This window comes from Burkholderia sp. FW306-1C-G01B (assembly GCF_058781685.1).
The window spans coordinates 119,782-144,337 of record NZ_JBYSWZ010000014.1 but is presented as its reverse complement, the minus strand read 5'-3'; the positions used below and the strand labels follow the sequence as shown (position 1 = coordinate 144,337).

The following is a 24,556-nucleotide window of genomic DNA, read 5'->3' as shown; positions in this document are numbered from 1 at the left end:
CCGTCGGGAGCGGGATCGACGGCAACAACAAAACGGTTCAACGGCCCTCCAGGCCCCCTTTACGACGGTGTCCCCATGAACGACCACCAGCAGCCGCTCGCCGCGGTGCCCGCCGCACAAGGTCTGTACGACCCGCAAAACGAACACGACGCCTGTGGCGTCGGCTTCGTCGCTCACATCAAGGGCAAGAAGAGCCACGAGATCATCCAGCAGGGTCTGAAGATCCTCGAGAACCTCGATCACCGCGGCGCGGTCGGCGCCGACCCGCTGATGGGCGACGGCGCGGGCATCCTGATCCAGATTCCGGACGCGTTCTATCGCGAAGAAATGTCGAAGCAGGGCGTGATGCTGCCGCCCGCCGGCGAATACGGGGTCGGGATGATCTTCCTGCCGAAGGAAAACGCGTCGCGTCTCGCGTGCGAGCAGGAGCTCGAGCGCACGGTGAAGGCCGAAGGCCAGGTCGTGCTCGGCTGGCGCGACGTGCCGGTCGACCATGCGATGCCGATTTCGCCGACCGTGAAGGCGAGCGAGCCGCTGATCCGCCAGATCTTCATCGGCCGCGGCAAGGACATCATGGTGACGGACGCGCTCGAGCGGAAGCTGTACGTGATCCGCAAGACGGCGAGCCACCGCATCCAGGCGCTGAAGCTCAAGCACGGCAAGGAATACTTCGTGCCGTCGATGTCGGCGCGCACGGTCGTCTACAAGGGGCTGCTGCTGGCCGGCCAGGTCGGCGTGTATTACCGCGACCTGCAGGACGCGCGCGTCGTGTCGGCGCTCGCGCTCGTGCACCAGCGTTTCTCGACCAACACGTTCCCGGCGTGGGAACTGGCCCACCCGTACCGGATGATCGCGCACAACGGCGAGATCAACACCGTGAAGGGCAACGTGAACTGGCTGAACGCGCGTACCGGCGCGATCGCGTCGCACGTGCTCGCCGACGACCTGCCGAAGCTGTGGCCGCTGATCTACCCGGGCCAGTCGGACACCGCATCGTTCGACAACTGCCTCGAGCTGCTGGTGATGGCCGGCTACCCGCTCGTGCACGCAGTGATGATGATGATCCCGGAAGCGTGGGAACAGCACACGCTGATGGACGAGAACCGCCGCGCGTTCTACGAATACCACGCCGCGATGATGGAGCCGTGGGACGGCCCGGCCGCGATCGCGTTCACCGACGGCCGCCAGATCGGCGCGACGCTCGACCGTAACGGCCTGCGCCCGGCGCGCTACATCGTCACGGACGACGACCTCGTCATCATGGCGTCGGAAGCCGGCACGCTGCCGATCCCCGAATCGAAGATCGTCAAGAAGTGGCGCCTGCAGCCGGGCAAGATGTTCCTGATCGACATGGAACACGGCCGCATCATCGACGACAAGGAACTGAAGGACAACCTCGCGAACGCGAAGCCGTACAAGAGCTGGATCGACGCCGTGCGCATCAAGCTCGACGAGATCGAGCCGAAGGCCGAGGAAGTCGCCGCCGGCCGCACGCAGGGCGCCGCGCTGCTCGACCGCCAGCAGGCGTTCGGCTATACGCAGGAAGACCTGAAGTTCCTGATGGCGCCGATGGCGCAGCAGGGTGAAGAGGCGGTCGGTTCGATGGGCAACGACTCGCCGCTGGCGGTGATGTCGAACAAGAACAAGACGCTCTATCACTACTTCAAGCAGCTGTTCGCGCAGGTCACGAACCCGCCGATCGACCCGATCCGCGAGAACATGGTCATGTCGCTCGTGTCGTTCATCGGCCCGAAGCCGAACCTGCTCGACACGAACAACATCAACCCGCCGATGCGTCTCGAAGTGTCGCAGCCGGTGCTCGACTTCAAGGACATCGCGAAGATCCGCGCGATCGACCAGTACACGGGCGGCAAGTTCAGCGCGTACGAACTGAACATCTGCTACCCGGTCGCTTGGGGCAAGGAAGGCATCGAGGCGCGCCTCGCGTCGCTGTGCGCGGAAGCCGTCGACGCGGTGAAGTCGGGCTACAACATGCTGATCGTGTCGGACCGCAAGACGGACGCCGAACACGTCGCGATTCCGGCGCTGCTTGCCACGTCGGCGATCCACACGCACCTCGTGCAGCAAGGGCTGCGCACGAGCACGGGCCTCGTCGTCGAAACGGGCTCCGCGCGTGAAACGCACCACTTCGCGCTGCTCGCGGGCTACGGCGCGGAAGCCGTGCACCCGTACCTCGCGATGGAAACGCTCGCGAAGATGGCCGAGGGCCTGTCGGGCGACCTGTCGCCGGAGAAGGCCGTCTACAACTTCACGAAGGCGGTCGGCAAGGGCCTGCAGAAGGTGATGTCGAAGATGGGCATCTCGACGTACATGTCGTACACGGGCGCGCAGATCTTCGAAGCGCTCGGCCTGTCGAGCGACCTCGTCGAGAAGTACTTCAAGGGCACGGCGTCGAAGGTCGGCGGCATCGGCCTGTTCGAAGTCGCGGAAGAGGCGATCCGCCTGCACCGCGACGCGTTCGGCGACAGCCCGGTCCTGCGCGACATGCTCGACGCGGGCGGCGAGTACGCGTACCGCGTGCGCGGTGAAGACCACATGTGGACGCCGGATTCGATCGCGAAGCTGCAGCACGCGACGCGCAGCAACTCGTACCAGACGTACAAGGAATACGCGCACCTGATCAACGACCAGACCAAGCGTCACATGACGTTCCGCGGCCTGTTCGAGTTCAAGGTGTCGCCGGCGAAGGCGATTTCGATCGACGAAGTCGAACCGGCGAAGGACATCGTCAAGCGCTTTGCGACGGGCGCGATGTCGCTCGGCTCGATCAGCACCGAAGCGCACGCGACGCTCGCGATCGCGATGAACCGGATCGGCGGCAAGTCGAACACCGGCGAAGGCGGCGAGGACGAAAAGCGCTACCGCAACGAGCTGCGCGGCATTCCGATCAAGTCGGGCGAGACGCTGAAGTCGGTGATCGGCGACGAGATCGTCAGCGACATTCCGTTGAAGGACGGCGATTCGCTGCGCTCGAAGATCAAGCAGGTCGCGTCGGGCCGCTTCGGTGTCACCGCCGAGTACCTCGCGTCGGCCGACCAGATCCAGATCAAGATGGCGCAGGGGGCGAAGCCGGGCGAAGGCGGCCAGCTGCCGGGCCACAAGGTGTCCGAATACATCGGCAAGCTGCGCTACTCGGTGCCGGGCGTCGGCCTGATCTCGCCGCCGCCGCACCACGACATCTACTCGATCGAGGATCTGGCGCAGCTGATCCACGACCTGAAGAACGTGAACCCGAGCTCGAGCATCTCGGTGAAGCTCGTGTCGGAAGTGGGCGTCGGCACGGTCGCGGCCGGTGTCGCGAAGGCGAAGGCCGATCACGTCGTGATCGCCGGCCATGACGGCGGCACGGGCGCATCGCCGCTGTCGTCGGTCAAGCACGCGGGCACGCCGTGGGAACTGGGCCTCGCCGAAACGCAGCAGACGCTGGTGCTGAACCGCCTGCGCGGCCGCATCCGCGTGCAGGCCGACGGCCAGATGAAGACGGGCCGCGACGTCGTGATCGGCGCGCTGCTCGGCGCGGACGAATTCGGCTTCGCGACGGCACCGCTCGTCGTCGAAGGCTGCATCATGATGCGCAAGTGCCACCTGAACACGTGCCCGGTCGGCGTCGCGACGCAGGATCCGGTGCTGCGTGCGAAGTTCAAGGGCCAGCCCGAGCACGTCGTGAACTACTTCTTCTTCGTCGCCGAGGAAGTGCGCGAGATCATGGCGCAGCTCGGCATCGCGAAGTTCGACGACCTGATCGGCCGCGCCGACCTGCTCGATACGCGCAAGGGCGTCGAGCACTGGAAGGCGAAGGGCCTCGACTTCTCGCGCGTGTTCTATCAGCCGGAAGAGTGCGAGGGCGTCGCGCCGCGTCACGTCGACGTGCAGGATCACGGCCTCGAGCGCGCGCTCGACCACGTGCTGATCGAGAAGGCGAAAGCCGCGATCGAGAACGGCGAGCATGTGTCGTTCATCCAGCCGGTGCGCAACGTGAACCGCACGGTCGGCGCGATGCTGTCGGGCGTGATCGCGAAGAAGCACGGCCATGACGGCCTGGCGGACGACGCGGTGCACATCCAGCTGAAGGGCACGGCCGGCCAGAGCTTCGGCGCGTTCCTCGCGAAGGGCGTGACGCTCGACCTCGTCGGCGACGGCAACGACTACGTCGGCAAGGGCCTGTCGGGCGGCCGGATCATTATCCGCCCGACCAACGACTTCCGCGGCAAGTCCGAGGAAAACATCATCTGCGGCAACACGGTGATGTACGGCGCGATCGAAGGCGAAGCGTTCTTCCGAGGCGTCGCGGGCGAGCGCTTCTGCGTGCGCAACTCGGGCGCGACGGCGGTCGTCGAAGGCACGGGCGACCACGGCTGCGAATACATGACGGGCGGCACGGTCGTCGTGCTCGGCGAGACGGGGCGCAACTTCGCGGCCGGCATGTCGGGCGGCCTCGCGTACATCTACGATCCGGAAGGCATGTTCGCGGCGAAGTGCAACAAGTCGATGGTCGCGCTCGAGCCGGTGCTGCAGCAGGCCGAGCAGGAGCGCACGGTCGATCGCGCACTCTGGCACGCAGGCACGACGGACGAAGCGCTGCTCAAGGGGCTCGTCGAGCGTCATTTCCAGTTCACGGGTTCGCCGCGCGCGAAGTCGCTGCTGGAAAACTGGGACGCGGCGCGCCGCCAGTTCGTGAAGGTGTTCCCGCACGAATACAAGCGCGCGCTGGGCGAGATCGGTGCGAAGAAGGCGGCGAAGGAAGTGCTGGCCGCCTGAGCGACGAACGACATAGCGAATGCCGCGCGCGCATGATTGCGGCGCGCGGCTCCCCCACCCGATACACCGAACAGAAGAGCACCTTATGGGCAAGGCAACCGGTTTTCTGGAGTTCGAACGCCGCCACGAGGCGTACGAAGCACCGCTCACGCGCGTGAAGCACTACAAGGAATTCGTCGCGGCACTGACCGACGCGGACGCGAAGGTCCAGGGCGCGCGCTGCATGGATTGCGGCATCCCGTTCTGCAACAACGGCTGCCCGGTCAACAACATCATCCCGGACTTCAACGATCTCGTTTACCGCCAGGACTGGCAGCAGGCGATCGAAGTCCTGCACTCGACCAACAACTTCCCGGAATTCACGGGTCGCATCTGCCCGGCGCCGTGCGAGGCCGCGTGTACGCTCGGGATCAACGAAGACCCGGTCGGCATCAAGTCGATCGAGCACGCGATCATCGACAAGGCCTGGGCGGAAGGCTGGGTGAAGCCTGAGCCGGCTGCGCACAAGACGGGCAAGAAGGTTGCCGTCGTCGGCTCGGGCCCTGCGGGCCTCGCCGCCGCGCAGCAGCTCGCGCGCGCGGGCCACGACGTGACGGTGTTCGAGAAGAACGACCGTGTCGGCGGCCTGCTGCGCTACGGGATTCCCGACTTCAAGCTCGAGAAGTGGCTGATCGACCGCCGCATGCGCCAGATGGAAGCGGAAGGCGTGACGTTCCGCACCAGCGTGTTCATCGGCAAGGATCCGCTGCCCGAGTCGATCGGCAGCCTCGCGAAGGAAACCATTTCGCCGGACACGCTGAAGGAAGAATTCGACGCGGTCGTGATCGCCGGCGGTTCGGAAACGCCGCGCGACCTGCCGGTGCCGGGCCGCGAGCTCGCGGGCGTCCATTTCGCGATGGATTTCCTGCCGCAGCAGAACCGCGTGAACGCGGGCGACAAGCTCGTCGACCAGCTGCTCGCGAAGGGCAAGCACGTGATCGTGATCGGCGGCGGCGATACGGGTTCGGACTGCGTGGGCACGTCGAACCGTCACGGCGCGAAGCAGGTCACGCAGTTCGAGCTGCTGCCGCAGCCGCCGGAAGAGGAAAACAAGCCGCTCGTGTGGCCGTACTGGCCGATCAAGCTGCGCACGTCGTCGTCGCATGAGGAAGGCTGCGAGCGCGACTGGGCGGTCGCGACGAAGCGTCTCGAAGGCAAGAACGGCAAGGTCGAGAAGCTGATCGCGGTGCGCGTCGAGTGGAAGGACGGCAAGATGCAGGAAGTGCCGGGCTCCGAGTTCGAGATGAAGGCCGATCTCGTGCTGCTCGCGATGGGCTTCACACAGCCGGCAGCGCCCGTGCTCGACGCGTTCGGCGTCGCGAAGGACGCGCGCGGCAATGCGCGTGCGGCGACCGAAGGCGATCGTTCGTACTACACGTCGGTCGACAAGGTGTTCGCGGCAGGCGACATGCGTCGCGGCCAGTCGCTCGTGGTGTGGGCGATTCGCGAAGGCCGCCAGTGCGCGCGCTCGGTCGATGCGTACCTGATGGGGCATTCGGAACTGCCGCGCTGAGCTGAATACCGCGAGCGGGTTTCGATGAAAACCGGGCGTCCGAAAGGGCGCCCGGTTTTTTTGTCGCTGGCGCGCGCCGATGCCCGTCGGTCAGCCGGTACCGCGCGTTCCCCCGACGCCGTTCGATCCGGCCGCGTCGCTGCGCTGCGCTCACCATTTTCGCGAAGCGTCGCCTAATCTGATCACATCCGTCGCTGATTTTCCGTCATTTTCTTTCCTTTCGTTTTGTAATAATCCTTGAAAACTGTCATATCATGTCGCCCCTCGGGCCGCATTCGCGGCGGCTGCATGTGTCCGACCCTATTTACAAGGACTCTGGATGGAAGCATTCGTGCATGGGCTGATCGACGCCGTCAACGGCGTGTTGTGGAACTACGTGCTGATCGCGCTGCTGCTCGGCGCCGGTGCGTGGTTCACGTTGCGGTTCCGGATGATCCAGTTGAAGGCGCTGTTCCTCAGCATGAAACTGGTCGGCAGCAAGGGCGAGCCGGGCAGCATCTCGTCGTTCCAGGCGTTCGCGACCGGGCTCGCGAGCCGTGTCGGCACCGGCAACATCGCCGGCGTCGCGGTCGCGCTGACGGTCGGCGGGCCGGGCGCGATCTTCTGGATGTGGATGACGGCGCTGGTCGGGATGTCGTCCGCGTTCGTCGAGGCGACGCTCGCGCAGATCTTCAAGGTGTCGCACCCGGACGGCAGCTATCGCGGCGGCCCCGCGTACTACATCCAGACCGGCCTGCGTTCGCGCGGCTTCGGCGTGCTGTTCTCGCTGTCGCTGATCCTCGCGTTCGGCTTCGTGTTCAACGCGGTGCAGGCCAACGCGATCGCCGACGCGTTCCATACGTCGTTCGGCTGGAGCCGCGAGACGGTCGGCCTCGGTCTCGTGCTGCTCTCCGCACCGATCATCTTCGGCGGCATCCGCCGCATCGCGACGGTCGCGCAGGTGATCGTGCCGCTGATGGCGATCGGCTATCTCGCGCTCGCGGTCTACGCGGTCGCGACGCACATCGCATTGGTGCCGGGCGTGATCGCACTGATCGTGAAGAGCGCGTTCGGCCTCGAGCAGGCGGCGGGCGGCCTGACGGGCTATGCGGTCAGCCAGGCGATCGCGATCGGCGTGAAGCGCGGGCTGTTCTCGAACGAAGCAGGGATGGGCAGCGCGCCGAACGCGGCCGCGACCGCAAGCACGCGGCATCCTGCCACGCAGGGGCTGATCCAGATGCTCGGCGTGTTCGTCGACACGATCGTGATCTGCAGCGCGACCGCATTCGTGATCCTGCTGTCGGGCCAGTACGAACTCGGCACCGGCATGGAAGGCGCGGCGCTCACGCAGCGCGCGATCTCGAGCCACGTCGGCGACTGGGGCGGCATCTACATGGCCGTCGCGATCTTCTTCCTCGCGTTCTCGTCGGTGATCGGCAACTACGCGTACGCGGAAGGCAACGTCGAATTCATCACGAAGCGGCGCGGCGTGCTGCCGCTGTTCCGCGTCGCGGTGCTCGGGATGGTGATGTTCGGCAGCGTCGGGCAACTGCCGCTCGTGTGGGCGATGGCCGATACGAGCATGGGGCTGATGGCGATCATCAACCTGATCGCGATCCTCGCGCTCGGCAAGTATGCGCACGCCGCGTGGGCCGACTATCGCCGCCAGCGCGCGGCAGGCATCGCCGATCCGGTGTTCACGCGCAACACGATCCCGGAACTCGCGCGCGTGCTGCCGGCCGACGTGTGGGGCGAGCATGGCCCGCTGCCGCAGCGTCCGGTTTCGGCCGAAGCGGCGAGTGCGCCGCGTGCCGCGGTGAGCGAGTCATGAACGGCGACCGGCTCCGTGCATTCGTCGCGCTGGTGCCCGATGCGGCCTCGCGCGACGCGCTGCACGCGTTGCCGGTCACCCGCGGTGCGCGGCGCACGCTGCCTGCGCAACTGCACGTGACGCTCGCATTCATCGGCGCGATCGAACGGGAACGGTGCGACGCGCTGGCCGCGCACCTGCCCGCGCTCGCAGCCGCGCATGCGCTGCCGCTGCTGCCGGTCGAGCGGATCGCGTGGTGGCCGAGCCTGCCACGCGCGAGGCTGATCGTCGCGGAGCTCGAGGCCGATCCCGCCTGCGTCGCGTTGAATTCGGGGCTGGCGGCGCTGCTGGCTGAACTCGGCGTGCCGGTCGACCGGCGGCCGTTCAGGCCGCACGTGACGCTCGCGCGGCTGCCGCGCGACGCGGTCGGCCAGCCCGCGCACGGCGGTGCGCCCGCGCGACCGGTCGTGCTGCGCATCGAAGCGCTGACGCTGTTCGAAAGCAGGTTGTCGCACGAGGGCGTGTCGCATCGGCCGATCGTATCGGCGCCGATCGCGTGGGCGGAGGGCCGGGCGGTGCAGTGAGCGGTGCTCGCGATGCATGGCGATGGCCGCGCGTATCGCGCCGGCGCATCGCGTCGACGGTGTCGCCCGGCGCCGAGCCTACCGCCCGTAGCGCGCAAGCGTCAGGCCCGACAGGTCGATTTCCGGCTCGCGCCCGGTAACGAGATCCGCGACCACCTTGCCCGAACCCATCGACATCGCCCAGCCCGTCGAGCCGTGGCCGACGTTGAGCCAGAGCCCGTCGATCCCGCTCGCGCCGAGCAGCGGCGGCCCGTCGGGTGTCATCGGCCGGCGGCCGACCCAGAAGCGCGCCGACGCGCGATCGGCCGCGTGCGGGAACCAGTCGTCGAGCACCTTCATCAGCGTATCGAGCGCCTGCTGCCGCAGCGCCGCGTGCCGGTTGCCGAGCTCCGCGGTGCCCGCGACGCGCAGCGTCGGGCCGAAGCGCGTGATCGCCGTCTTAAGCGATTCGTCCATCAGCGCTGCGCGCGGCGCCTTTTCGTCGTCGACGACCGCGAGCGTCGCCGAGTAGCCTTTCACCGGATACAGCGGCACGTCGATGCCGTGCGGCCGCAGCAGGCCGGCGCTGTCGACGCCGAGCGCGACGACGATCGCGCTGGCGGCGAGCGGGGCGTCACTTCGTGCGGCGGCGCCTTCGTCCGGTGAATCGATCCGCACGCCGCGCACCTTGCCACCCGCGACGTCGAGCGCGCGGATCGCGGTGCGAAAGCGGAACGTCACGCCGTTCGACTCGCACAGCGTACGCAGTTCGCGCGTGAAGCGTGCGCAGTCGCCGGCTTCGTCGTCGGGCAGGTAGATGCCGCCGACGGGCGCCTGCCGCGCCCAGCGCAGGCCCGGCTCGATCGCCGTGCAGCCGGCCGCGTCGAGTTCGCGAAACGCGATGCCGGCATCGCGCAGCACCTTCAGCGCGGGCTGCACCATCTCGACGTCGAATGCGCCGCGCAACAGTTGCAGGTAGCCGCGGCTCGCGCCGTAGTCGAACGGATAACGGTCGCGAAACGCATGCAGGCACGCGCGGCTGTAATACGCGATGCGCTGCATCCGCTGCTTGTTCACGCGGAACCGCTCGAACTCGCATTCGCGCAGCCAGCGCGCGATCCAGCGCCACTGCGCGGCGTCGAGTGTCGGCCGGAAGATCAGCGGCGACGCGGGCTCGAACAGGTGCTTTAGGATCTTGCCGGGCATCCCGGGTGCGGCCCACGGCGTCACGTAGCCGGGCGCGATCACGCCCGCGTTGCCGAGGCTCGTCGCCTGCGCGACATCGGCCTCGCGTTCGATCACGGTGACGTCGCAGCCTGCTTCGCGCAGGTGCCACGCGGTGGTGACGCCGACCACGCCGGCGCCGAGAACGATCACGTGCATGCGGTTTCCGGAACGAAGAGGGCGCTCACGACGCGACGGCCGGATCGTCGACGAGCGACTTGCCGCGCGTTTCCGGCAGCACGAGCGCGGCGACGATCACGAGCAGGTAGCCGCCGCCAGCGACGAGGCCGATCGCCTTCACGAGCGACATCGACTGCGACAGCGAGCCGACGAGAATCGGGAAGAACGAGCCGAGCCCGCGGCCGAGGTTGTAGCAGAAGCCCTGGCCCGAGCCGCGGATCGCGCCCGGATACAGCTCCGACAGGTATGCGCCGACGCCCGCGAAGATCCCCTGCACGACGATGCCGAGCGGGAAGCCGAGCAGCAGCATCGCGGTATCGGTGATCGGCAGCATCGTGTACGCCATGCCGAGCGAGAACGAGCCGATCGCGAACAGGATGAACGACGCGCGGCGGCCGAGCCGGTCGGACAGGATCGCGCCGACCACGTAGCCGACGAACGAGCCGACGATCAGCACGACGAGATAGCCGCTCGTGTTGAACACGGACAGGTGGCGGACGGTTTTCAGGTAGGTGGGCAGCCACGTCGTGATCGCGTAGTAGCCGCCGAGCATGCCGGTGCACAGCGCGCTGCCGAACAGCGTCGCGCGCAGGTGCGGCGGCGAGAAGATCTCGAGGAAGTGGCCCGACACGCGGCCTTCGTCGCGCGCGCGGCGCGTGGCCGTGTAGATGTCGGGATCGCTGACGTTGCGGCGGATGTACAGGATCCACAGCGCGGGCACGATGCCGATCCAGAAGCACGCGCGCCACGCGACCTGCTCGGGCAGCAGCGCGAAGAACGCCCAGTAGAGGATCGCGGCCGCGGCCCAGCCGAACGACCAGCTGCTTTGCACGGTGCCGACGGCCTTCGCGCGATGCTCGGGCGAGCGGATCGTCTCGGCCATCATGATCGTCACGACCGACCATTCGCCGCCGAAACCGAAGCCTTGCAGCGTGCGCGTCGCGAGCAGCTGCCAGAACGAATGCGTGAAACCGGACAGGCACGTGAACAGCGCGAACGTCGCGATCGTCCACTGCAGCACGCGCACGCGGCCGTAGCGGTCGGCGAGGATGCCGGCGGCCCAGCCGCCGACTGCCGACGAGATCAGCGAACTCGTCGCGATCATCCCGGCCTCGCCCTTCGTCATTCCCCACGTGGCGATCAGCGTCGGGATCAGGAACGAGTAGATCATGAAGTCGAACGCATCGACCGCGTAGCCGCCGAATCCGGCGTACAGCGTCTTGCGCTCGCGCGACGACAATTCGTTGAACCACTGGAATGCCTGCATGCTTGCCGCCCCCTCTCGTCTCGTATCGCGCTGCCGCGTGGCGGTTATTTTACGGTCGCGATGCGGCCGGCCAAAAAGGCCGATGCAGGTTCGTGCGGGACAGCGGGTATGTGGGAAGGAGGGGGCGATGCCGCTTCAGAGCGTCAGGCCGCCGTCGACGTGGATGACCTGGCCGGTGATCTGCCGCGCCGCGTCCGACAGCAGGAACGCGATCAATGCGGCGACGTCGTCGGGTTCGGCGATCCGGCCGAGCGGTGTCGCCTGTTCGGCCTGCGCCCACGCGGCGGCGTTGCCGGCGCTCGGCCCGTGGTCCTTGCGTGTGAAGCCGGGCGCGACGGCGTTGACGGTGATGCCGTGCGCGGCGAATTCGGCGGCCGCGGTGCGCACCAGCGACTCGAGTGCGGCTTTCGCGGCGGCGGTGGCCGCGAACGGCGCATCGGCGCGGTAGCGATGCGCGACGAACGAACTGAGCGCGACGATCCGCGGTGCGGCCGACGCTTCGAGCAGCGGCCGCGCGCGGCCCGCGAGCGCGGAGAACGCGCCGGGCATCGCCGCGAAGGCGGACGCGAGCGTGGCCGCGGAAAGATCGGAAAAGGCCTGCCGCGCGGCGAAGCCGGCGTTCGCGACGAGCTGGTCGAGCCCGCCGAAGCGCGCGGCGGTTGCATCGACGAGCGTGGCCGCGATGCCCGGCGCGGCGAGATCGCCGGTGAGCGTGATGCATTGCGCGCCGGCCGCCGAGCAGGCGCGCGCGACTTCGGCGAGCCGGGCCCGCGCCGCATCGTCCGCGCCGCGCGCGTGCAGCGCCAGCGCGATGCCGGGCGCCGCGAGCCGTCGCGCGAGCGCCGCGCCGATCCCCGAGCCTGCGCCGGTGATCAGCACGATGCGCGCCGCGCGTGCGCTCACGCAGCCACCTTGTCGCCGGCGTTCACGCGCTCGACGTTGATCGTGCCGACGTGGAACGCGGCCAGCGACTCGCGATGCGCGATGCTGACGATCGCGGCCTTCGGCAGCCGTTCGGCGAACAGGTGGTACAGGCGTGCCTCGTTGTCGGCGTCGAGCGCGCTGGTCGCTTCGTCGAGGAACAGGAAGTCGGGCTTGTGCAGCAGCACGCGTGCGCCGGCAAGGCGCTGCTGCTCGCCCGGCGACAGCACGCGCGTCCAGTGCGCGGTTTCGTCGAGGCGCTCGACGTAATCCTCGAGGCGGCATGCGCGCAGCGCGTCGCGGCACGCGTCGTCGCTGAACGTGTCGGGCGTCGCCGGATAGGTGAGTGCGGCCTTCAACGTGCCGATCGGCAAATAGCTCGTCTGCGGCACGAACATCATCCGCGCGCCCACCGGCGCGTCGATCGCGCCGTCGCCGAACGGCCAGAGGCCCGCGAGCGCGCGCATGAACGTGCTCTTGCCGGAACCCGATTTACCGATCACGAGCCAGCGCGAACCCGGCTCGATCGTCACGTTGCCGATCTCCGCGAGCGCGTTGCCGTTCGGCAGCGCGAGCTTGAGCGACGACGTCGACAGCTTCGCCGCGTCGACGTAGTGCAGGTTGATGCCGCCGTGCTCGGTCGCGGGCGACAGGCTTTCCTTCAGGTGCGACGTGCCCATTACGCGCTTGAATTCGCGCAGACGGTTGACGGTGGCGCGCCATTCGACGAGGGTCGAGTAGCTGTTGATGAACCACGAGAACGAATCGCTGACGGTGCCGAACGCGGACGAGATCTGCATCAGCACGCCGAACGAGAACGCGCCCGCGAAGTACCGCGGCGCGGCGACGACGAGCGGGAAGATGATCGCGATCTGTCCGTAGAAGCTCAGCACGAACGTGAGGCGCTTCGTGTACTTCATCACGCGCCACCAGTTGTCGCGGATGCGCATGAAGAGGTTTTGCGCGTTGCCGGTCTCGGTTTTCTCGCCGTCGTAGAACGCGATCTGCTCGGCGTTCTCGCGCACGCGGATCAGCCCGAAGCGGAAATCGGCCTCGACGCGCTGCTGCTGGTAGTTGATCGACACGAGCGGATGGCCGACCTTCTGGATGATCAGCGAGCCGACCACCGCGTAGAGCGCGGCCGCCCACACCATGTAGCCGGGAATCGAGATCGGCGTGGCGCCGAGCGTGAACGTCAGCGCACCGGCGAGCGACCACAGGATCGTGATGAACGACACGAGCGTGACGACCGTCGACAGCAGGTCGAGCGACAGCGCGAGCGTCGTGGTCGAGAACGACTGGAGGTCGTCGGTGATCCGCTGGTCGGGGTTGTCCGCGAGGCGGTCGCGTTCGATCCGGTAGAACGCGCGATCGCCGAGCCACTGGCCGAGAAAACGGTCGGTGAGCCACTGGCGCCAGCGGAAGCCGAGCATCTGCCGCAGGTAGCGGCCGTACACCGCGAGGATGATGAACGCAAACGCGAGCGCGGAGAACTGCATCAGCAGGTGCGGGAAGTCGTGGACGTCCTTCGACTGCAGCGCGTTGTAGAACTCGGCGTTCCACTTGTTCAGCCGGACGTTGATCCACACCACGCAGAGGTTGATCGCGATGATCGTGACCAGCAGCCCCCACGCGACTTTCCATTCGGACGATACCCAGTAGGGCTTGATGAGGCTCCATGCGGATACCGGGCGCTCGTCCTGCGGCGCGTCGGAGGCGGCGGAGCGGACGGGGTCGATCGATTGGGTCATGTGCTTCCTGATGAGTAGCCGGCGCGCGGGCCGGGCGAAGCCGGGCGCGCGCCGCGATACGGCATGCCGGGGCGAGGCGCCGACTGACGGCGGGCGCTGCGGATGGTCGCCCGCGCGTCTTAAACGGCGCTTAAGGGCCGGCGGTGACGCGGCAACCGGCCGCTCGCGCGGCCGGCCTGCGGGCATTGTGCCAGAGCGGCGCGGCGCTCCGGCGAATTTGCCGCAAGGGGGACAGTTTGCGGCGCTTTCCGCTTTTATGGTCTAATGGCCAACGACGAAACAGGGGTGCTTTGCATGCGGCCGGCGGAAGTTCAGCGCGGTGCGGCGAGGCTGAGAAAGACCCTTCGCACCCGATCCGGGTAATACCGGCGAGGGAAGTTTCTGATCCCGCCGGGCCGCGCTGGCTGCCATCCCACATGGTCAGCGCCCGAGTCCCGCCCGGCCGGCCTTTGCTGCCGGTTTCGTCCTTTTGGGTACGCGTATTGCGCGTTACGGAAGGAATGATGACCGCACAATCTTCAGTCTTTTGCATGGCTCCCGGCCCGATGTCGCGTGCGTTCGCACGGGATGGCGCGTGCGCGTCGACGTTCGTCGTGCGCGCCCGCGCGGTTCGCGAGGAGCGTGCGCGATGAACGTTCAGGATTCACGGCCCGCACGGCCCGATTTCGCGGTGCTCGGCGGCGGCCTCGTCGGCCGCCTGATCGCATGGCGGCTCGCGGGCGACGGGCATCGCGTCGCGCTCTACGAGCGCGGCGGCCCGGACGGCGAGCAGTCGGCCGCGTGGATCGCGGCCGCGATGCTCGCGCCGCTCGCGGAAGCGGCGAGCGCGGAGCTGCTGATCACCGAGCTTGGCGTCGCGTCGCTCGCGCGCTGGCCGCAGTGGCTCGCCGAGCTGCCCGAACCCGTATTCTTCCAGCATCACGGCACGCTCGTCGTCTGGCATCACGCGGACCGCGCGGAGGCGCCGCTGTTCGAGCGGCGCGTGCGCGCGAACGCGCCGGCCGACCTGTTCGACGGCGGCTTCGTCACGCTCGCGGGGACGCAGGTCGATGCGGCCGAACCCGCGCTCGCGGGCCGCTTCGCGCGCGGCCTGCTGCTGCCGCGCGAAGGCCAGCTCGACAACCGCCAGGCGCTGCGCGCGCTCGCGGCGGGCCTCGCCGAACGCGGCGTCGACCTGCACTGGCACGTCGCGATCGACGATGCGAACCTTCCCGCCGCGCATTTCACGATCGATTGCCGCGGGCTCGGCGCGAAATCCGCGCTGCCCGCGCTGCGCGGCATCCGCGGCGAAGTCGCGCGCGTGCATGCGCCCGGCATCGGGCTCACCCGGCCCGTGCGGCTGCTGCATCCGCGCTATCCGCTGTATATCGCGCCGAAGCAGGACGATCTCTACGTAATCGGCGCGACCGAGGTGGAGGGCGAGGACATGTCGCCCGTCAGCGTGCGCTCCGCGCTCGAACTGCTGAGCGCGGCGTTCTCCGTGCATCCGGCGTTCGGCGAGGCGCGCATCCTCGAACTCAATGCGCAGTGCCGGCCGACGCTGCCCGATCATCGCCCGGCGGTGATCTGGGACGGCGCGTCGACGCTCGCCGTCAACGGCCTGTACCGGCACGGCTTCATGATCGCGCCGGAAGTCGCGCACGCGGCGGCGGCGTTCGCCGAAGCCGCGCTCGGCGGCGCGTTCGGCGATGCCGACGCGTTCGCCGCGTGGCGCGCCGCCGCGCGCTGGCCGACGCTCCTTCACCACCGCAACGACGCGCGCCAGCCGGCCTGACGCGCGCCGCCGACCGAATCCGACGAAGCCTCATGGATATCCAGATCAACCAACAGACCCTGACGCTGCCCGACGGCGCGACGGTGGCCGACGCGCTCGCCGCGTACGGCGCGCGTCCGCCGTACGCGGTCGCGCTGAACGGCAACTTCGTCGCGCGCACGCAGCATGCGGCGCGCGCGCTCGCGGCGGGCGACAAGCTCGACGTCGTGCACCCCGTCGCGGGCGGCTGAGCGCCGCCGGTTCGTCCCCGCATTTCCAGGAAAACGACATGACGTCCCTCACATCCGCCGACGCGTTGACGCTGTACGGCGAAACCTTCGCGAGCCGCGTGCTGCTCGGCACGTCGCGCTATCCGTCGCTGCAGTCGCTGTCCGATTCGATCGCCGCGTCGCGGCCCGGGATGGTGACGGTCGCGCTGCGCCGCCAGATGACGGGCGGCACGGCCGAAGCCGGCTTCTTCGACCTGCTCAAGCGCCACGCGGTGCCGCTGCTGCCGAACACGGCCGGCTGCCAGACCGTCGCCGAGGCCGTGACGACCGCGCACATGGCGCGCGAGGTGTTCGGCACCGACTGGATCAAGCTCGAGCTGATCGGCGACGACTACACGCTGCAGCCCGACCCGGTCGGGTTGATCGAGGCCGCTGCGCAACTGGTGAAGGACGGTTTCAAGGTGCTGCCGTACTGCACCGAGGATCTCGTGATCGGTCGGCGCCTGCTCGACGCCGGCTGCGAGGCGCTGATGCCGTGGGGCGCGCCGATCGGCACGGGCAAGGGCGTCGTGAACCCGTACGGCTTGCGCGTGCTGCGCGAGCGGCTGCCCGACGTGCCGCTGATCGTCGACGCGGGGCTCGGCGTGCCGTCGCACGCGTGCCAGGTGATGGAGTGGGGCTTCGACGGCGTGCTGCTGAACACGGCGGTGTCGCAGGCCACGCACCCCGAGATCATGGCGCGCGCCTTTGCGCAGGGCGTCGAGGCTGGCCGCGCCGCGTATCTCGCCGGGCCGATGGACGCGCGCGAAACCGCGCACGCGAGCACGCCAGTCGTCGGGATGCCGTTCTGGCACCAGGACGGGGGCGGCGCGTGAGCGGCGCGCGTTTCGCCGATACATTCTGGCCGCCGGCCGACGAACTGGCCGAAGCGGCCGAGCGGATTCGCGCAAGGCTCGGCGACTGGCCGGGCACGGCGGCGCCGTGGCGGCTTTGCGTGGCGGCGCCCGACGTGCCGGCCGACGGCGACGTGCTGATCGTGTCGGCCGGCGACCGCACCGCGCAGGCGCGCGCGTCGGCCGCGTCGCGACCGGCGTCGCCCGATGCGGTCGCGATCGAATTCGGCGAGCAGGACGCGGTGCTGCATGCGGCGGGCGCGCGCTACGCGCTCGACGCCGCGCATCCGCTCGCGGACGACTGGATCGCGGCGCTCGCCGCATTTCTCGATTGCGGCTTCGCGCCGGTCGACGCGCTGGTGCTCGCGCTGGCGTGGCGCGACGGCGACGAGACGCGTGCGACCGACGCATGGCCGGTCGACGCCGCGCGGTTCCCGCGCGTCGCCGGGCTGCCGGCCGCGCCCGAGCCCGCGTTCGCGCCGTGCCCGGCGCAACTCGGCCTGTATCCGGTCGTGCCGGACGCCGAATGGGTCGAACGCGTGCTCGATTGCGGCGTGCGGACCGTGCAACTGCGCATGAAAGGTGCGGCGCCGGACGCGTTGCGCCGGGAAATCGCGCGTGCGGTCGCGGCCGGGCGTCGTTATCCCGATGCGCGCGTGTTCATCAACGATCACTGGCAGATCGCTGCAGATGAAGGTGCATACGGCGTTCATCTGGGCCAGGAAGATCTCGAAACGGCCGATCTGGCCGCGATCGCGCGTGCGGGCCTGCGGCTCGGGCTGTCGAGCCATGGTTATTACGAAATGTTGCGGGCGCTGCACGAGCGCCCGAGCTATCTCGCGCTCGGCCCCGTGTACGCGACCGCGACCAAGGCCGTTGCCGCGCCGCCGCAGGGCCTCGCACGGATTGCCCGCTACGCGCGCTTTGCGGGCGCGCGGGCGCCGCTCGTCGCGATCGGCGGAGTGGGGCTCGACACGTTGCCGGACGTGCTGGCGACGGGCGTCGGCAGCGTCGCGGTGGTCAGTGCGGTTACAGGCGCAGCCGACTATCGGACAGCGCTTATTGCATTGCAGCAATGTTTTCCCGGACAATTTGACAATCATTGACCGCAGGGCCCGGAACGGCGTCACGACATCATTCCAATGCAGGCCCTATAATTCGGCGTTCTGCGTAAAAGGACTGTCCGCTCCGTGAGCCCCACTCCTACCGAGACCCTGCTGGAACTTCGCGATGTCGACTTTGGCTACGGCGATCGCCTCGTCCTGTCCAACCTGAACCTGCGCTTCGGGCGCGGGCAGGTCGTCGCGGTCATGGGCGGGTCGGGTTGCGGCAAGACGACCGTGCTGCGCCTGATCGGCGGCCTCGTGCGCGCGCGCCGCGGCCAGGTGCTGTTCGACGGCGCCGATGTCGGCGCGCAAACGCGCGACGGCCTGTATGCGCTGCGCCGCAAGATGGGCATGCTGTTCCAGTTCGGTGCGTTGTTCACCGACATGTCGGTGTTCGAGAACGTCGCGTTCGCGCTGCGCGAGCACACCGACCTGCCCGAAGACCTGATCCGCGATCTCGTGCTGATGAAGCTCAACGCGGTTGGCCTGCGCGGCGCGCGCGACCTGATGCCGTCCGAGGTGTCGGGCGGGATGGCGCGCCGCATCGCACTGGCGCGCGCGATCGCGCTCGATCCGCAGCTCATCATGTACGACGAACCGTTCGCGGGCCTCGATCCGATCTCGCTCGGCATCACCGCGAACCTGATCCGCACGCTGAACCAGGCGCTCGGCGCGACGTCGATCCTCGTCACGCACGACGTGCCGGAATCGTTCGCGATCGCCGACTACGTGTATTTCCTGGCCAACGGCGGCGTGCTAGCGCAGGGCACGCCCGACGAGCTGCGCGCGTCGACCGACCCGAGCGTGCGGCAGTTCATCGACGGCGCGCCGGACGGCCCGTTCAAATTTCACTACACGAGCCCGCCGCTTGCAGCGGATTTCGGGCTCGGCGGAGGGCGCGCATGATCAGCGCGATCGGACGTTACGTCATCGGCGGCCTCGAGCGCACGGGCTACGGCACGCGCCTGTTCGTGCGCCTCGTGCTGGAATTCTTTCCGCTGCTGCGCCGGCCGCGGCTTGTCACGAAGCAGATCCACTTCCTCGGCAACTATTCGTTCGTGATCATTGCCGTGTCGGGGCTGTTCGTCGGCTTCGTGCTCGGCCTGCAGGGGTATTACACGCTGAACCGCTACGGGTCCGAGCAGGCGCTCGGCCTCCTGGTCGCGCTGTCGCTCGTGCGCGAGCTTGGGCCCGTCGTCACCGCGCTGCTGTTCGCGGGCCGCGCGGGCACGTCGCTCACGGCCGAGATCGGCCTGATGAAGGCCGGCGAGCAGCTCACCGCGCTCGAGATGATGGCGGTCGACCCGATCAAGACGGTGATCGCGCCGCGCATGTGGGCGGGCATCATCGCGATGCCGTTCCTGGCCGCGATCTTCAACGCGGTGGGCGTGCTCGGCGGCTACTTCGTCGGCGTCGTGCTGATCGGCGTCGATCCGGGCGCGTTCTGGTCGCAGATGCAGAGCGGGGTGCAGGTCTGGGCCGACGTCGGCAACGGCGTGCTGAAGAGCATCGTGTTCGGGTTCGCCGTGACCTTCATTGCGCTGTACCAGGGGTATGAAGCGAAGCCCACGCCCGAAGGCGTGTCGCGCGCGACCACCAAGACGGTCGTGTTCGCGTCGCTCGCCGTACTCGGCCTCGATTTCCTGCTGACCGCGCTGATGTTCAGCTAGGCCTCAGCCAAGCCATATTTTGGGATGACGATGAAAAAGACTGCTCTCGACTTCTGGGTCGGCCTGTTCGTGGTGGTGGGCTTCCTTGCGGTGCTGTTCCTGGCGCTGAAGGTCGGCAACATGAGCTCGCTGTCGTTTCAGCCGACCTATGCGGTGAGGATGAAATTCGACAATATCGGCGGGCTGAAGCCGCGCGCGGCCGTGAAGAGTGCCGGCGTCGTGGTCGGCCGCGTGAAGTCGATCGGCTTCGACACCAACACCTACCAGGCGCTCGTGACGATCGATGTCGACGGCCAGTATCAGTTCCCGAAGGATTCGTCGGCGAAGATCCTGACGTCGGGCCTGCTCGGCGAGCAATATATCGGCCTCGATCCGGGCGGCGACACCGAAATGCTGAAGGCAGGCGACACGATCACGATGACGCAGTCGGCGATCGTGCTCGAGAACCTGATCGGCCAGTTCCTGTACAGCAAGGCCGCCGATGCGGGCGGCGCGAAGCCGGCGGCCGGCGCGCCGGCCGCGCCCGCACCGGTGGCGGTGCCGGCGTCCGCCGTGTCCGCCGCGCCCGGTTCGGCAGCGCAATAACCACACGAGAGAATACAAGAGGGGAATGACCATGCAGACGATCCGCATCAGGCACGCCGCGCTCGCGGTGGCGGCAGTCGCCGCGTTGAGCGGTTGCGCGACCGTGCAGACGCCGACCAAGGGCGATCCGCTTGAAGGCTTCAACCGGACGATGTACAAGTTCAACGACACGGTCGACACGTACGCACTGAAGCCGGTCGCGCAGGGTTACCAGAAGGTCGTGCCGCAGCCGGTGCGCGACAGCGTGACGAACTTCTTCTCGAACATCGGCGACGTTTACGTTGCGGCGAACAACATCGTGCAGTTGCGGATCGCGGACGGCGTCGGCGACATCATGCGCGTCGTGATCAACACGGTGTTCGGCGTCGGCGGCCTGTTCGACGTCGCGACGATCGCGAAGCTGCCGAAACACACCGCCGACTTCGGGGTCACGATGGGCCGCTACGGCGTGCCGTCGGGCCCGTATCTCGTGCTGCCGCTGCTCGGCCCGAGCACGGTGCGCGACACGGCCGGCCTCGGCGTCGACTATGTCGGCAACCCGCTGACCTATGTGAAGCCGGACGGCCTGAGCTGGGGCCTGTTCGGCGTGAATCTCGTCAACACGCGCGCGAACCTGCTCGGCGCGGGCGACGTGCTGGATGCCGCGGCGCTCGACAAGTATTCGTTCGTGCGAAACGCGTACCTGCAGCGCCGCCAGATGCTGATCGACAACGCGCGCGGCGAGGCAGGCTCGACGGCAAGCAACGACGCGCTGCCGAAGTACGACCTGCCGGACGACGGCGCGGCGCCGGCGGCCGCCGGCGCGGCCGGTTCGGCGGGTGCGGCGGCGGTGGGTGGTGCGGTGGCACCGGCGGGCGCATCGGGCGCGACGGTTGCTGCCCCGGCATCGGGCACGGCCGTTTCGCCGAACCCGGCCAGCGAAACGAACGTGCCGGCGATGCAGGTGGCGCCGCCGTCGCCGGGCGGGTTCCGCTTCCCGAGCATCCGGCTGCACTGACGGAATTACATTCGTTACAGCCGGAAACGATTCAGTCGGTAGCGCACGCGAACTTGCGCGTAAGCTACCTGCTCCAATCTTCGCATCGACTCATTCATGCAGGTCACTATGATGAAAAAACTGTTCCTGATCCCCGTTTTCGCGGCGCTGTTCTCGTTCGGCGGCGCAGCTCACGCGCAAGTCGACCAGTCGAACCCGCAGGCGCTGATCAAGACGGCGACGCAGCAGGTGCTCGACGAAGTCAAGCAGCAGACGATCAAGCAGGGCGACACCAATCGCATCATTACGATCGTCAACAAGGACATCCTGCCGTACACCGATTTCCGCCGCACCACGCAGCTCGCGATGGGCCGCAACTGGCGCACGGCGACGGCCGAGCAGCAGCAGCAGATTCAGGAGCAGTTCAAGCTGCTGCTGATCCGCACGTATTCGGGCGCGCTCGCGCAGCTGAAGCCGGACCAGCAGATCCAGTACCCGCCGTTCCGCGCGGATCCGGCCGATACCGACGTCGTGGTCAAGACGGTCGCGATGAACAACGGCCAGCCGGTCCAGATCGATTACCGCCTGTACAAGTCGGCGAGCGGCTGGAAGGTGTATGACCTGAACGTGCTCGGCGCATGGCTGATCCAGACGTACCAGCAGCAGTTCAACGAGAAGATCCAGCAAAGCGGCGTGGAAGGCCTGATCCAGTTCCTGACGCAGCGCAACCAGCAACTCGCCGCTGGCAAGCAGGCGTCGTGAGCGGCTTCGAAGCAGGCTCCTCGCTGACCGTCGCGAGCGCGAAGTCCGCGCTCGCGGACGGTCTTGCGCGCATCGGCGCGGGTGCGACCGCCGTCGATTGCGCGGCGCTGACGCAGTTCGACTCGTCCGCGCTCGCCGTGCTGCTCGCATGGCAACGTGCCGCCAAATCGCGCGGCGCGCCCCTCGACATCCTCAATCTCCCCCCGAAGCTCGCCAGCCTCGCGCGCGCCTATGGCGTCGACGCACTCGTCGAAGGCGTCGAGCGACATTGACCCTGTCCGACCGGAGCCTGCCGCGCCAGCCGGCGCGCGCAAGCTTCAGGCCGCGCGCCTTCTGCGCCGGCTCCACCAGCCGGTTTGCCCTATAATCAAGCGTTTTGCGGGGCAGCCAATCGGCGTCCGGCCCCCATTTTCTTTCGCAGCAAACACAGAATAGGCGTCGCGGCCGTTGCGTCGCGCACAGTCATGTCAGCCATAGAAATCCGTCACGTCAAGAAGCGCTACAAGTCGCTTCAGGCGCTCAAGGGCGTCAGCCTGTCGGTCGAGGAAGGCGAGTTTTTCGGTCTGCTCGGCCCCAACGGCGCAGGCAAGACCACGCTCATCAGCATCCTCGCCGGGCTTGCCCGGGCCGACGAAGGCAGTATCTCGGTGCGCGGCCACGACGTCGTCAAGGACTTCCGTGGTGCGCGCCGCGCACTCGGCGTCGTGCCTCAGGAACTCGTTTTCGACCCGTTCTTCACCGTCCGCGAGACGCTGCGCATCCAGTCCGGCTATTTCGGGCTGCGCCGCAACGACGACTGGATCGATGAAGTGATGGCCAATCTCGACCTCACCGAGAAGGCCGATGCGAACATGCGCGCGCTGTCGGGCGGGATGAAGCGCCGCGTGCTCGTCGCGCAGGCGCTCGTGCACCGGCCGCCCGTGATCGTGCTCGACGAGCCGACCGCCGGTGTCGACGTCGAATTGCGCCAGACGCTGTGGAAATTCATCTCGCGCCTGAACCGCGAGGGTCACACGATCGTGCTGACCACCCATTATCTCGAGGAAGCCGAGTCGCTGTGCGACCGCATCGCGATGCTGCGTCGTGGCGAAGTGGTCGCGCTCGACCGCACCGACGCGCTGCTGCGCCGCTTCGCGGGGCTGCAACTCTATCTGCGCCTGGCGACCGGCGCGCTGCCGGCCGAGCTGCGCGGGCTGGAGTCCGACCCGGCCGCACGCGCGCCGGGCGAGCACCTGCTGCGCCTCACGAGCTACGACGATGTCGAGCGCATCCTCGCGCAGTGCCGCGCGGCGGGCTGCACGTTCGACGAGATCGAGGTCCGCAAGGCCGACCTCGAGGATGTGTTCGTCCAGGTGATGAACGGGGCCGAGGTGATCGAGGGTCTGGCATGAAACAAGAACCCCCACGCTCTCTGCGTTCGCTGCCCCCCGAGGGGGCGCCCGGCACTCTTGGGGCGGCCCGGCGAGTGCCGGGAAGCGGTTTTCAAACGCTGTTCTACAAGGAACTGCTGCGCTTCTGGAAGGTGTCGTTCCAGACGGTGTGCGCGCCGATCGTGACGGCGCTGCTGTATCTGACGATCTTCGGCCACGCGCTGTCGGGCCGCGTCGAGGTGTATCCGGGCGTCGAGTACGTGAGCTTTCTCGTGCCGGGCCTCGTGATGATGAGCGTGCTGCAGAACGCGTTCGCGAACAGCTCGTCGTCGCTGATCCAGTCGAAGATCACCGGCAACCTGGTGTTCATGCTGCTGCCGCCGCTGTCGTATCGCGACATCTTCGGCGCGTACGTGCTCGCGTCCGTCGTGCGCGGGCTCGCGGTCGGCGCGGGCGTGTTCGTCGTGACGATCTGGTTTATCCCGATGCATTTCGCGGCGCCGCTGTTCATCATTGCGTTCGCGCTGCTCGGTTCGGCGATCCTCGGCACGCTCGGCTTGATCGCCGGGATCTGGGCCGAGAAATTCGACCAGCTCGCCGCGTTCCAGAACTTCCTGATCATGCCGCTGACGTTCCTGTCCGGCGTGTTCTATTCGACGCACTCGCTGCCGCCCGTGTGGCGCGAGATCTCGCGTCTCAATCCGTTTTTCTACATGATCGACGGCTTCCGCTTCGGGTTCTTCGGCGCGTCCGACATCAACCCGTTCGCGAGCCTCGCGATCGTCGCCGGTTTCTTCGTGCTGCTCGCGATGGTCGCGATGCGGCTGCTCGCGACCGGCTACAAACTGCGTCATTGATATCGACAGGCAGCGGCCGCCTTCGGGGCGGCGCGCGCCGACAGGAGCCTTACACCATGTTGCCGACTCCCGAACAGGTCAAGCAATACATCGCCGGCGGTCTCGCCTGCACGCATCTGGAAGTCGAAGGCGACGGCCAGCATTTCTTCGCGACGATCGTGTCGGCGGCCTTCGAAGGCAAGCGGCCGATCCAGCGGCACCAGCTCGTCTATGCGGCGCTCGGCGATCGCATGAAGCAGGAAATTCACGCGCTCAGCATGAAGACGCTGACGCCCGCCGAATGGCAGAACGCATAACCGGAATTCACTGAGTGCAAGTCACCGTCAAC

At 67.9% G+C, this 24,556-nt stretch carries 21 protein-coding genes and 1 riboswitch; of the genes, 17 read left to right on the top strand and 4 right to left on the bottom strand.

What is annotated here, in order from left to right; translation table 11 throughout:
* The first annotated feature begins 75 nt into the window (after positions 1-75).
* The 4 genes from AC3WLY_RS26175 (at position 76) to thpR (ending at position 8,704) form a co-directional block, all read left to right on the top strand.
* The gene (locus AC3WLY_RS26175) at positions 76-4,779 is read left to right on the top strand and encodes a glutamate synthase-related protein (protein ID WP_310141987.1); all 4,704 of its coding nucleotides are present in this window, start codon (positions 76-78) and stop codon (positions 4,777-4,779) included.
* A gap of 85 nt (positions 4,780-4,864) precedes the next feature.
* Complete coding sequence (locus AC3WLY_RS26170; RefSeq protein WP_034183631.1) at positions 4,865-6,331, top strand: glutamate synthase subunit beta; 1,467 nt, start codon at positions 4,865-4,867, stop codon at positions 6,329-6,331.
* Positions 6,332-6,650: 319 nt separating this feature from the next.
* The gene (locus tag AC3WLY_RS26165; RefSeq protein WP_492308799.1) at positions 6,651-8,141 is read left to right on the top strand and encodes an alanine/glycine:cation symporter family protein; all 1,491 of its coding nucleotides are present in this window, start codon (positions 6,651-6,653) and stop codon (positions 8,139-8,141) included.
* Positions 8,138-8,704: an RNA 2',3'-cyclic phosphodiesterase gene (gene thpR / locus AC3WLY_RS26160; RefSeq protein WP_492308800.1), complete on the top strand. Its 567-nt coding sequence runs from the start codon at positions 8,138-8,140 to the stop codon at positions 8,702-8,704. The genes AC3WLY_RS26165 and thpR overlap by 4 nt, the downstream gene beginning before the upstream one ends.
* A 78-nt stretch (positions 8,705-8,782) precedes the next feature.
* Here thpR and AC3WLY_RS26155 read toward each other — a convergent pair whose 3' ends face one another.
* The 4 genes from AC3WLY_RS26155 to AC3WLY_RS26140 all read right to left on the bottom strand — a co-directional run bounded on the left by AC3WLY_RS26155 (position 8,783) and on the right by AC3WLY_RS26140 (position 14,026).
* Positions 8,783-10,066, bottom strand: coding sequence for a D-amino acid dehydrogenase (locus AC3WLY_RS26155; protein WP_492308801.1), 1,284 nt, complete (start codon positions 10,064-10,066; stop codon positions 8,783-8,785).
* Between the two features lie 25 nt (positions 10,067-10,091).
* Positions 10,092-11,354, bottom strand: coding sequence for an MFS transporter (locus AC3WLY_RS26150; RefSeq protein ID WP_492308802.1), 1,263 nt, complete (start codon positions 11,352-11,354; stop codon positions 10,092-10,094).
* Positions 11,355-11,489: 135 nt separating this feature from the next.
* Positions 11,490-12,257 (bottom strand): SDR family NAD(P)-dependent oxidoreductase, encoded by a 768-nt coding sequence (locus AC3WLY_RS26145; protein WP_492308803.1) that lies wholly within the window; start codon positions 12,255-12,257, stop codon positions 11,490-11,492.
* Complete coding sequence (locus AC3WLY_RS26140; protein WP_175963228.1) at positions 12,254-14,026, bottom strand: ABC transporter ATP-binding protein/permease; 1,773 nt, start codon at positions 14,024-14,026, stop codon at positions 12,254-12,256. The genes AC3WLY_RS26145 and AC3WLY_RS26140 overlap by 4 nt, the downstream gene beginning before the upstream one ends.
* Before the next feature lie 271 nt (positions 14,027-14,297).
* A riboswitch (TPP riboswitch) is annotated at positions 14,298-14,420 on the top strand.
* A 234-nt stretch (positions 14,421-14,654) separates the two neighbouring features.
* Here AC3WLY_RS26140 and AC3WLY_RS26135 point away from each other — a divergent pair.
* The 13 genes from AC3WLY_RS26135 (at position 14,655) to AC3WLY_RS26075 (ending at position 24,524) form a co-directional block, all read left to right on the top strand.
* Positions 14,655-15,800, top strand: coding sequence for an FAD-dependent oxidoreductase (locus tag AC3WLY_RS26135; RefSeq protein WP_425133387.1), 1,146 nt, complete (start codon positions 14,655-14,657; stop codon positions 15,798-15,800).
* 32 nt (positions 15,801-15,832) lie between these two features.
* Complete coding sequence (thiS, locus tag AC3WLY_RS26130) at positions 15,833-16,030, top strand: sulfur carrier protein ThiS (RefSeq protein WP_027783340.1); 198 nt, start codon at positions 15,833-15,835, stop codon at positions 16,028-16,030.
* Between the two features lie 38 nt (positions 16,031-16,068).
* Positions 16,069-16,884, top strand: a complete 816-nt coding sequence (locus AC3WLY_RS26125) for a thiazole synthase (protein ID WP_059232578.1) — start codon at positions 16,069-16,071, stop codon at positions 16,882-16,884.
* The gene (gene thiE, locus AC3WLY_RS26120; RefSeq protein WP_492308804.1) at positions 16,881-18,008 is read left to right on the top strand and encodes a thiamine phosphate synthase; all 1,128 of its coding nucleotides are present in this window, start codon (positions 16,881-16,883) and stop codon (positions 18,006-18,008) included. The genes AC3WLY_RS26125 and thiE overlap by 4 nt, the downstream gene beginning before the upstream one ends.
* 84 nt (positions 18,009-18,092) lie before the next feature.
* Positions 18,093-18,914, top strand: a complete 822-nt coding sequence (locus AC3WLY_RS26115; protein WP_006477138.1) for an ABC transporter ATP-binding protein — start codon at positions 18,093-18,095, stop codon at positions 18,912-18,914.
* Entirely contained in the window at positions 18,911-19,678 is a 768-nt protein-coding gene (mlaE, locus tag AC3WLY_RS26110) for a lipid asymmetry maintenance ABC transporter permease subunit MlaE (RefSeq protein WP_175963225.1), read from the top strand. The genes AC3WLY_RS26115 and mlaE overlap by 4 nt, the downstream gene beginning before the upstream one ends.
* Positions 19,679-19,702: 24 nt before the next feature.
* Complete coding sequence (gene mlaD, locus AC3WLY_RS26105; RefSeq protein ID WP_072443874.1) at positions 19,703-20,263, top strand: outer membrane lipid asymmetry maintenance protein MlaD; 561 nt, start codon at positions 19,703-19,705, stop codon at positions 20,261-20,263.
* 31 nt (positions 20,264-20,294) lie between these two features.
* Positions 20,295-21,260 (top strand): MlaA family lipoprotein, encoded by a 966-nt coding sequence (locus AC3WLY_RS26100; RefSeq protein ID WP_175963254.1) that lies wholly within the window; start codon positions 20,295-20,297, stop codon positions 21,258-21,260.
* A gap of 111 nt (positions 21,261-21,371) precedes the next feature.
* The gene (locus AC3WLY_RS26095) at positions 21,372-22,001 is read left to right on the top strand and encodes an MlaC/ttg2D family ABC transporter substrate-binding protein (protein WP_175963224.1); all 630 of its coding nucleotides are present in this window, start codon (positions 21,372-21,374) and stop codon (positions 21,999-22,001) included.
* Complete coding sequence (locus tag AC3WLY_RS26090) at positions 21,998-22,273, top strand: STAS domain-containing protein (RefSeq protein WP_175963223.1); 276 nt, start codon at positions 21,998-22,000, stop codon at positions 22,271-22,273. The genes AC3WLY_RS26095 and AC3WLY_RS26090 overlap by 4 nt, the downstream gene beginning before the upstream one ends.
* Before the next feature lie 192 nt (positions 22,274-22,465).
* Entirely contained in the window at positions 22,466-23,392 is a 927-nt protein-coding gene (locus AC3WLY_RS26085; protein WP_175963222.1) for an ABC transporter ATP-binding protein, read from the top strand.
* A complete protein-coding gene (locus AC3WLY_RS26080) occupies positions 23,389-24,228 on the top strand; it encodes an ABC transporter permease (protein WP_244137396.1) in 840 nt (279 codons plus the stop codon). The genes AC3WLY_RS26085 and AC3WLY_RS26080 overlap by 4 nt, the downstream gene beginning before the upstream one ends.
* 56 nt (positions 24,229-24,284) lie before the next feature.
* Positions 24,285-24,524: a BolA family protein gene (locus AC3WLY_RS26075; RefSeq protein ID WP_006477131.1), complete on the top strand. Its 240-nt coding sequence runs from the start codon at positions 24,285-24,287 to the stop codon at positions 24,522-24,524.
* Positions 24,525-24,556: the final 32 nt, after the last annotated feature.

Excerpts from the sequence above, each read along its gene's own strand:
- AC3WLY_RS26175 (WP_310141987.1), top strand. The coding sequence starts at position 76 with ATGAACGACCACCAGCAGCCGCTCGCCGCGGTGCCCGCCGCACAAGGT.
- AC3WLY_RS26170 (WP_034183631.1), top strand. The coding sequence starts at position 4,865 with ATGGGCAAGGCAACCGGTTTTCTGGAGTTCGAACGCCGCCACGAGGCG.
- AC3WLY_RS26165 (WP_492308799.1), top strand. The coding sequence starts at position 6,651 with ATGGAAGCATTCGTGCATGGGCTGATCGACGCCGTCAACGGCGTGTTG.
- thpR (WP_492308800.1), top strand. The coding sequence starts at position 8,138 with ATGAACGGCGACCGGCTCCGTGCATTCGTCGCGCTGGTGCCCGATGCG.
- AC3WLY_RS26155 (WP_492308801.1), bottom strand. The coding sequence starts at position 10,066 with ATGCACGTGATCGTTCTCGGCGCCGGCGTGGTCGGCGTCACCACCGCG.
- AC3WLY_RS26150 (WP_492308802.1), bottom strand. The coding sequence starts at position 11,354 with ATGCAGGCATTCCAGTGGTTCAACGAATTGTCGTCGCGCGAGCGCAAG.
- AC3WLY_RS26140 (WP_175963228.1), bottom strand. The coding sequence starts at position 14,026 with ATGACCCAATCGATCGACCCCGTCCGCTCCGCCGCCTCCGACGCGCCG.
- AC3WLY_RS26135 (WP_425133387.1), top strand. The coding sequence starts at position 14,655 with ATGAACGTTCAGGATTCACGGCCCGCACGGCCCGATTTCGCGGTGCTC.
- thiS (WP_027783340.1), top strand. The coding sequence starts at position 15,833 with ATGGATATCCAGATCAACCAACAGACCCTGACGCTGCCCGACGGCGCG.
- AC3WLY_RS26125 (WP_059232578.1), top strand. The coding sequence starts at position 16,069 with ATGACGTCCCTCACATCCGCCGACGCGTTGACGCTGTACGGCGAAACC.
- mlaE (WP_175963225.1), top strand. The coding sequence starts at position 18,911 with ATGATCAGCGCGATCGGACGTTACGTCATCGGCGGCCTCGAGCGCACG.
- mlaD (WP_072443874.1), top strand. The coding sequence starts at position 19,703 with ATGACGATGAAAAAGACTGCTCTCGACTTCTGGGTCGGCCTGTTCGTG.
- AC3WLY_RS26100 (WP_175963254.1), top strand. The coding sequence starts at position 20,295 with ATGCAGACGATCCGCATCAGGCACGCCGCGCTCGCGGTGGCGGCAGTC.
- AC3WLY_RS26095 (WP_175963224.1), top strand. The coding sequence starts at position 21,372 with ATGAAAAAACTGTTCCTGATCCCCGTTTTCGCGGCGCTGTTCTCGTTC.
- AC3WLY_RS26085 (WP_175963222.1), top strand. The coding sequence starts at position 22,466 with ATGTCAGCCATAGAAATCCGTCACGTCAAGAAGCGCTACAAGTCGCTT.
- AC3WLY_RS26080 (WP_244137396.1), top strand. The coding sequence starts at position 23,389 with ATGAAACAAGAACCCCCACGCTCTCTGCGTTCGCTGCCCCCCGAGGGG.
- AC3WLY_RS26075 (WP_006477131.1), top strand. The coding sequence starts at position 24,285 with ATGTTGCCGACTCCCGAACAGGTCAAGCAATACATCGCCGGCGGTCTC.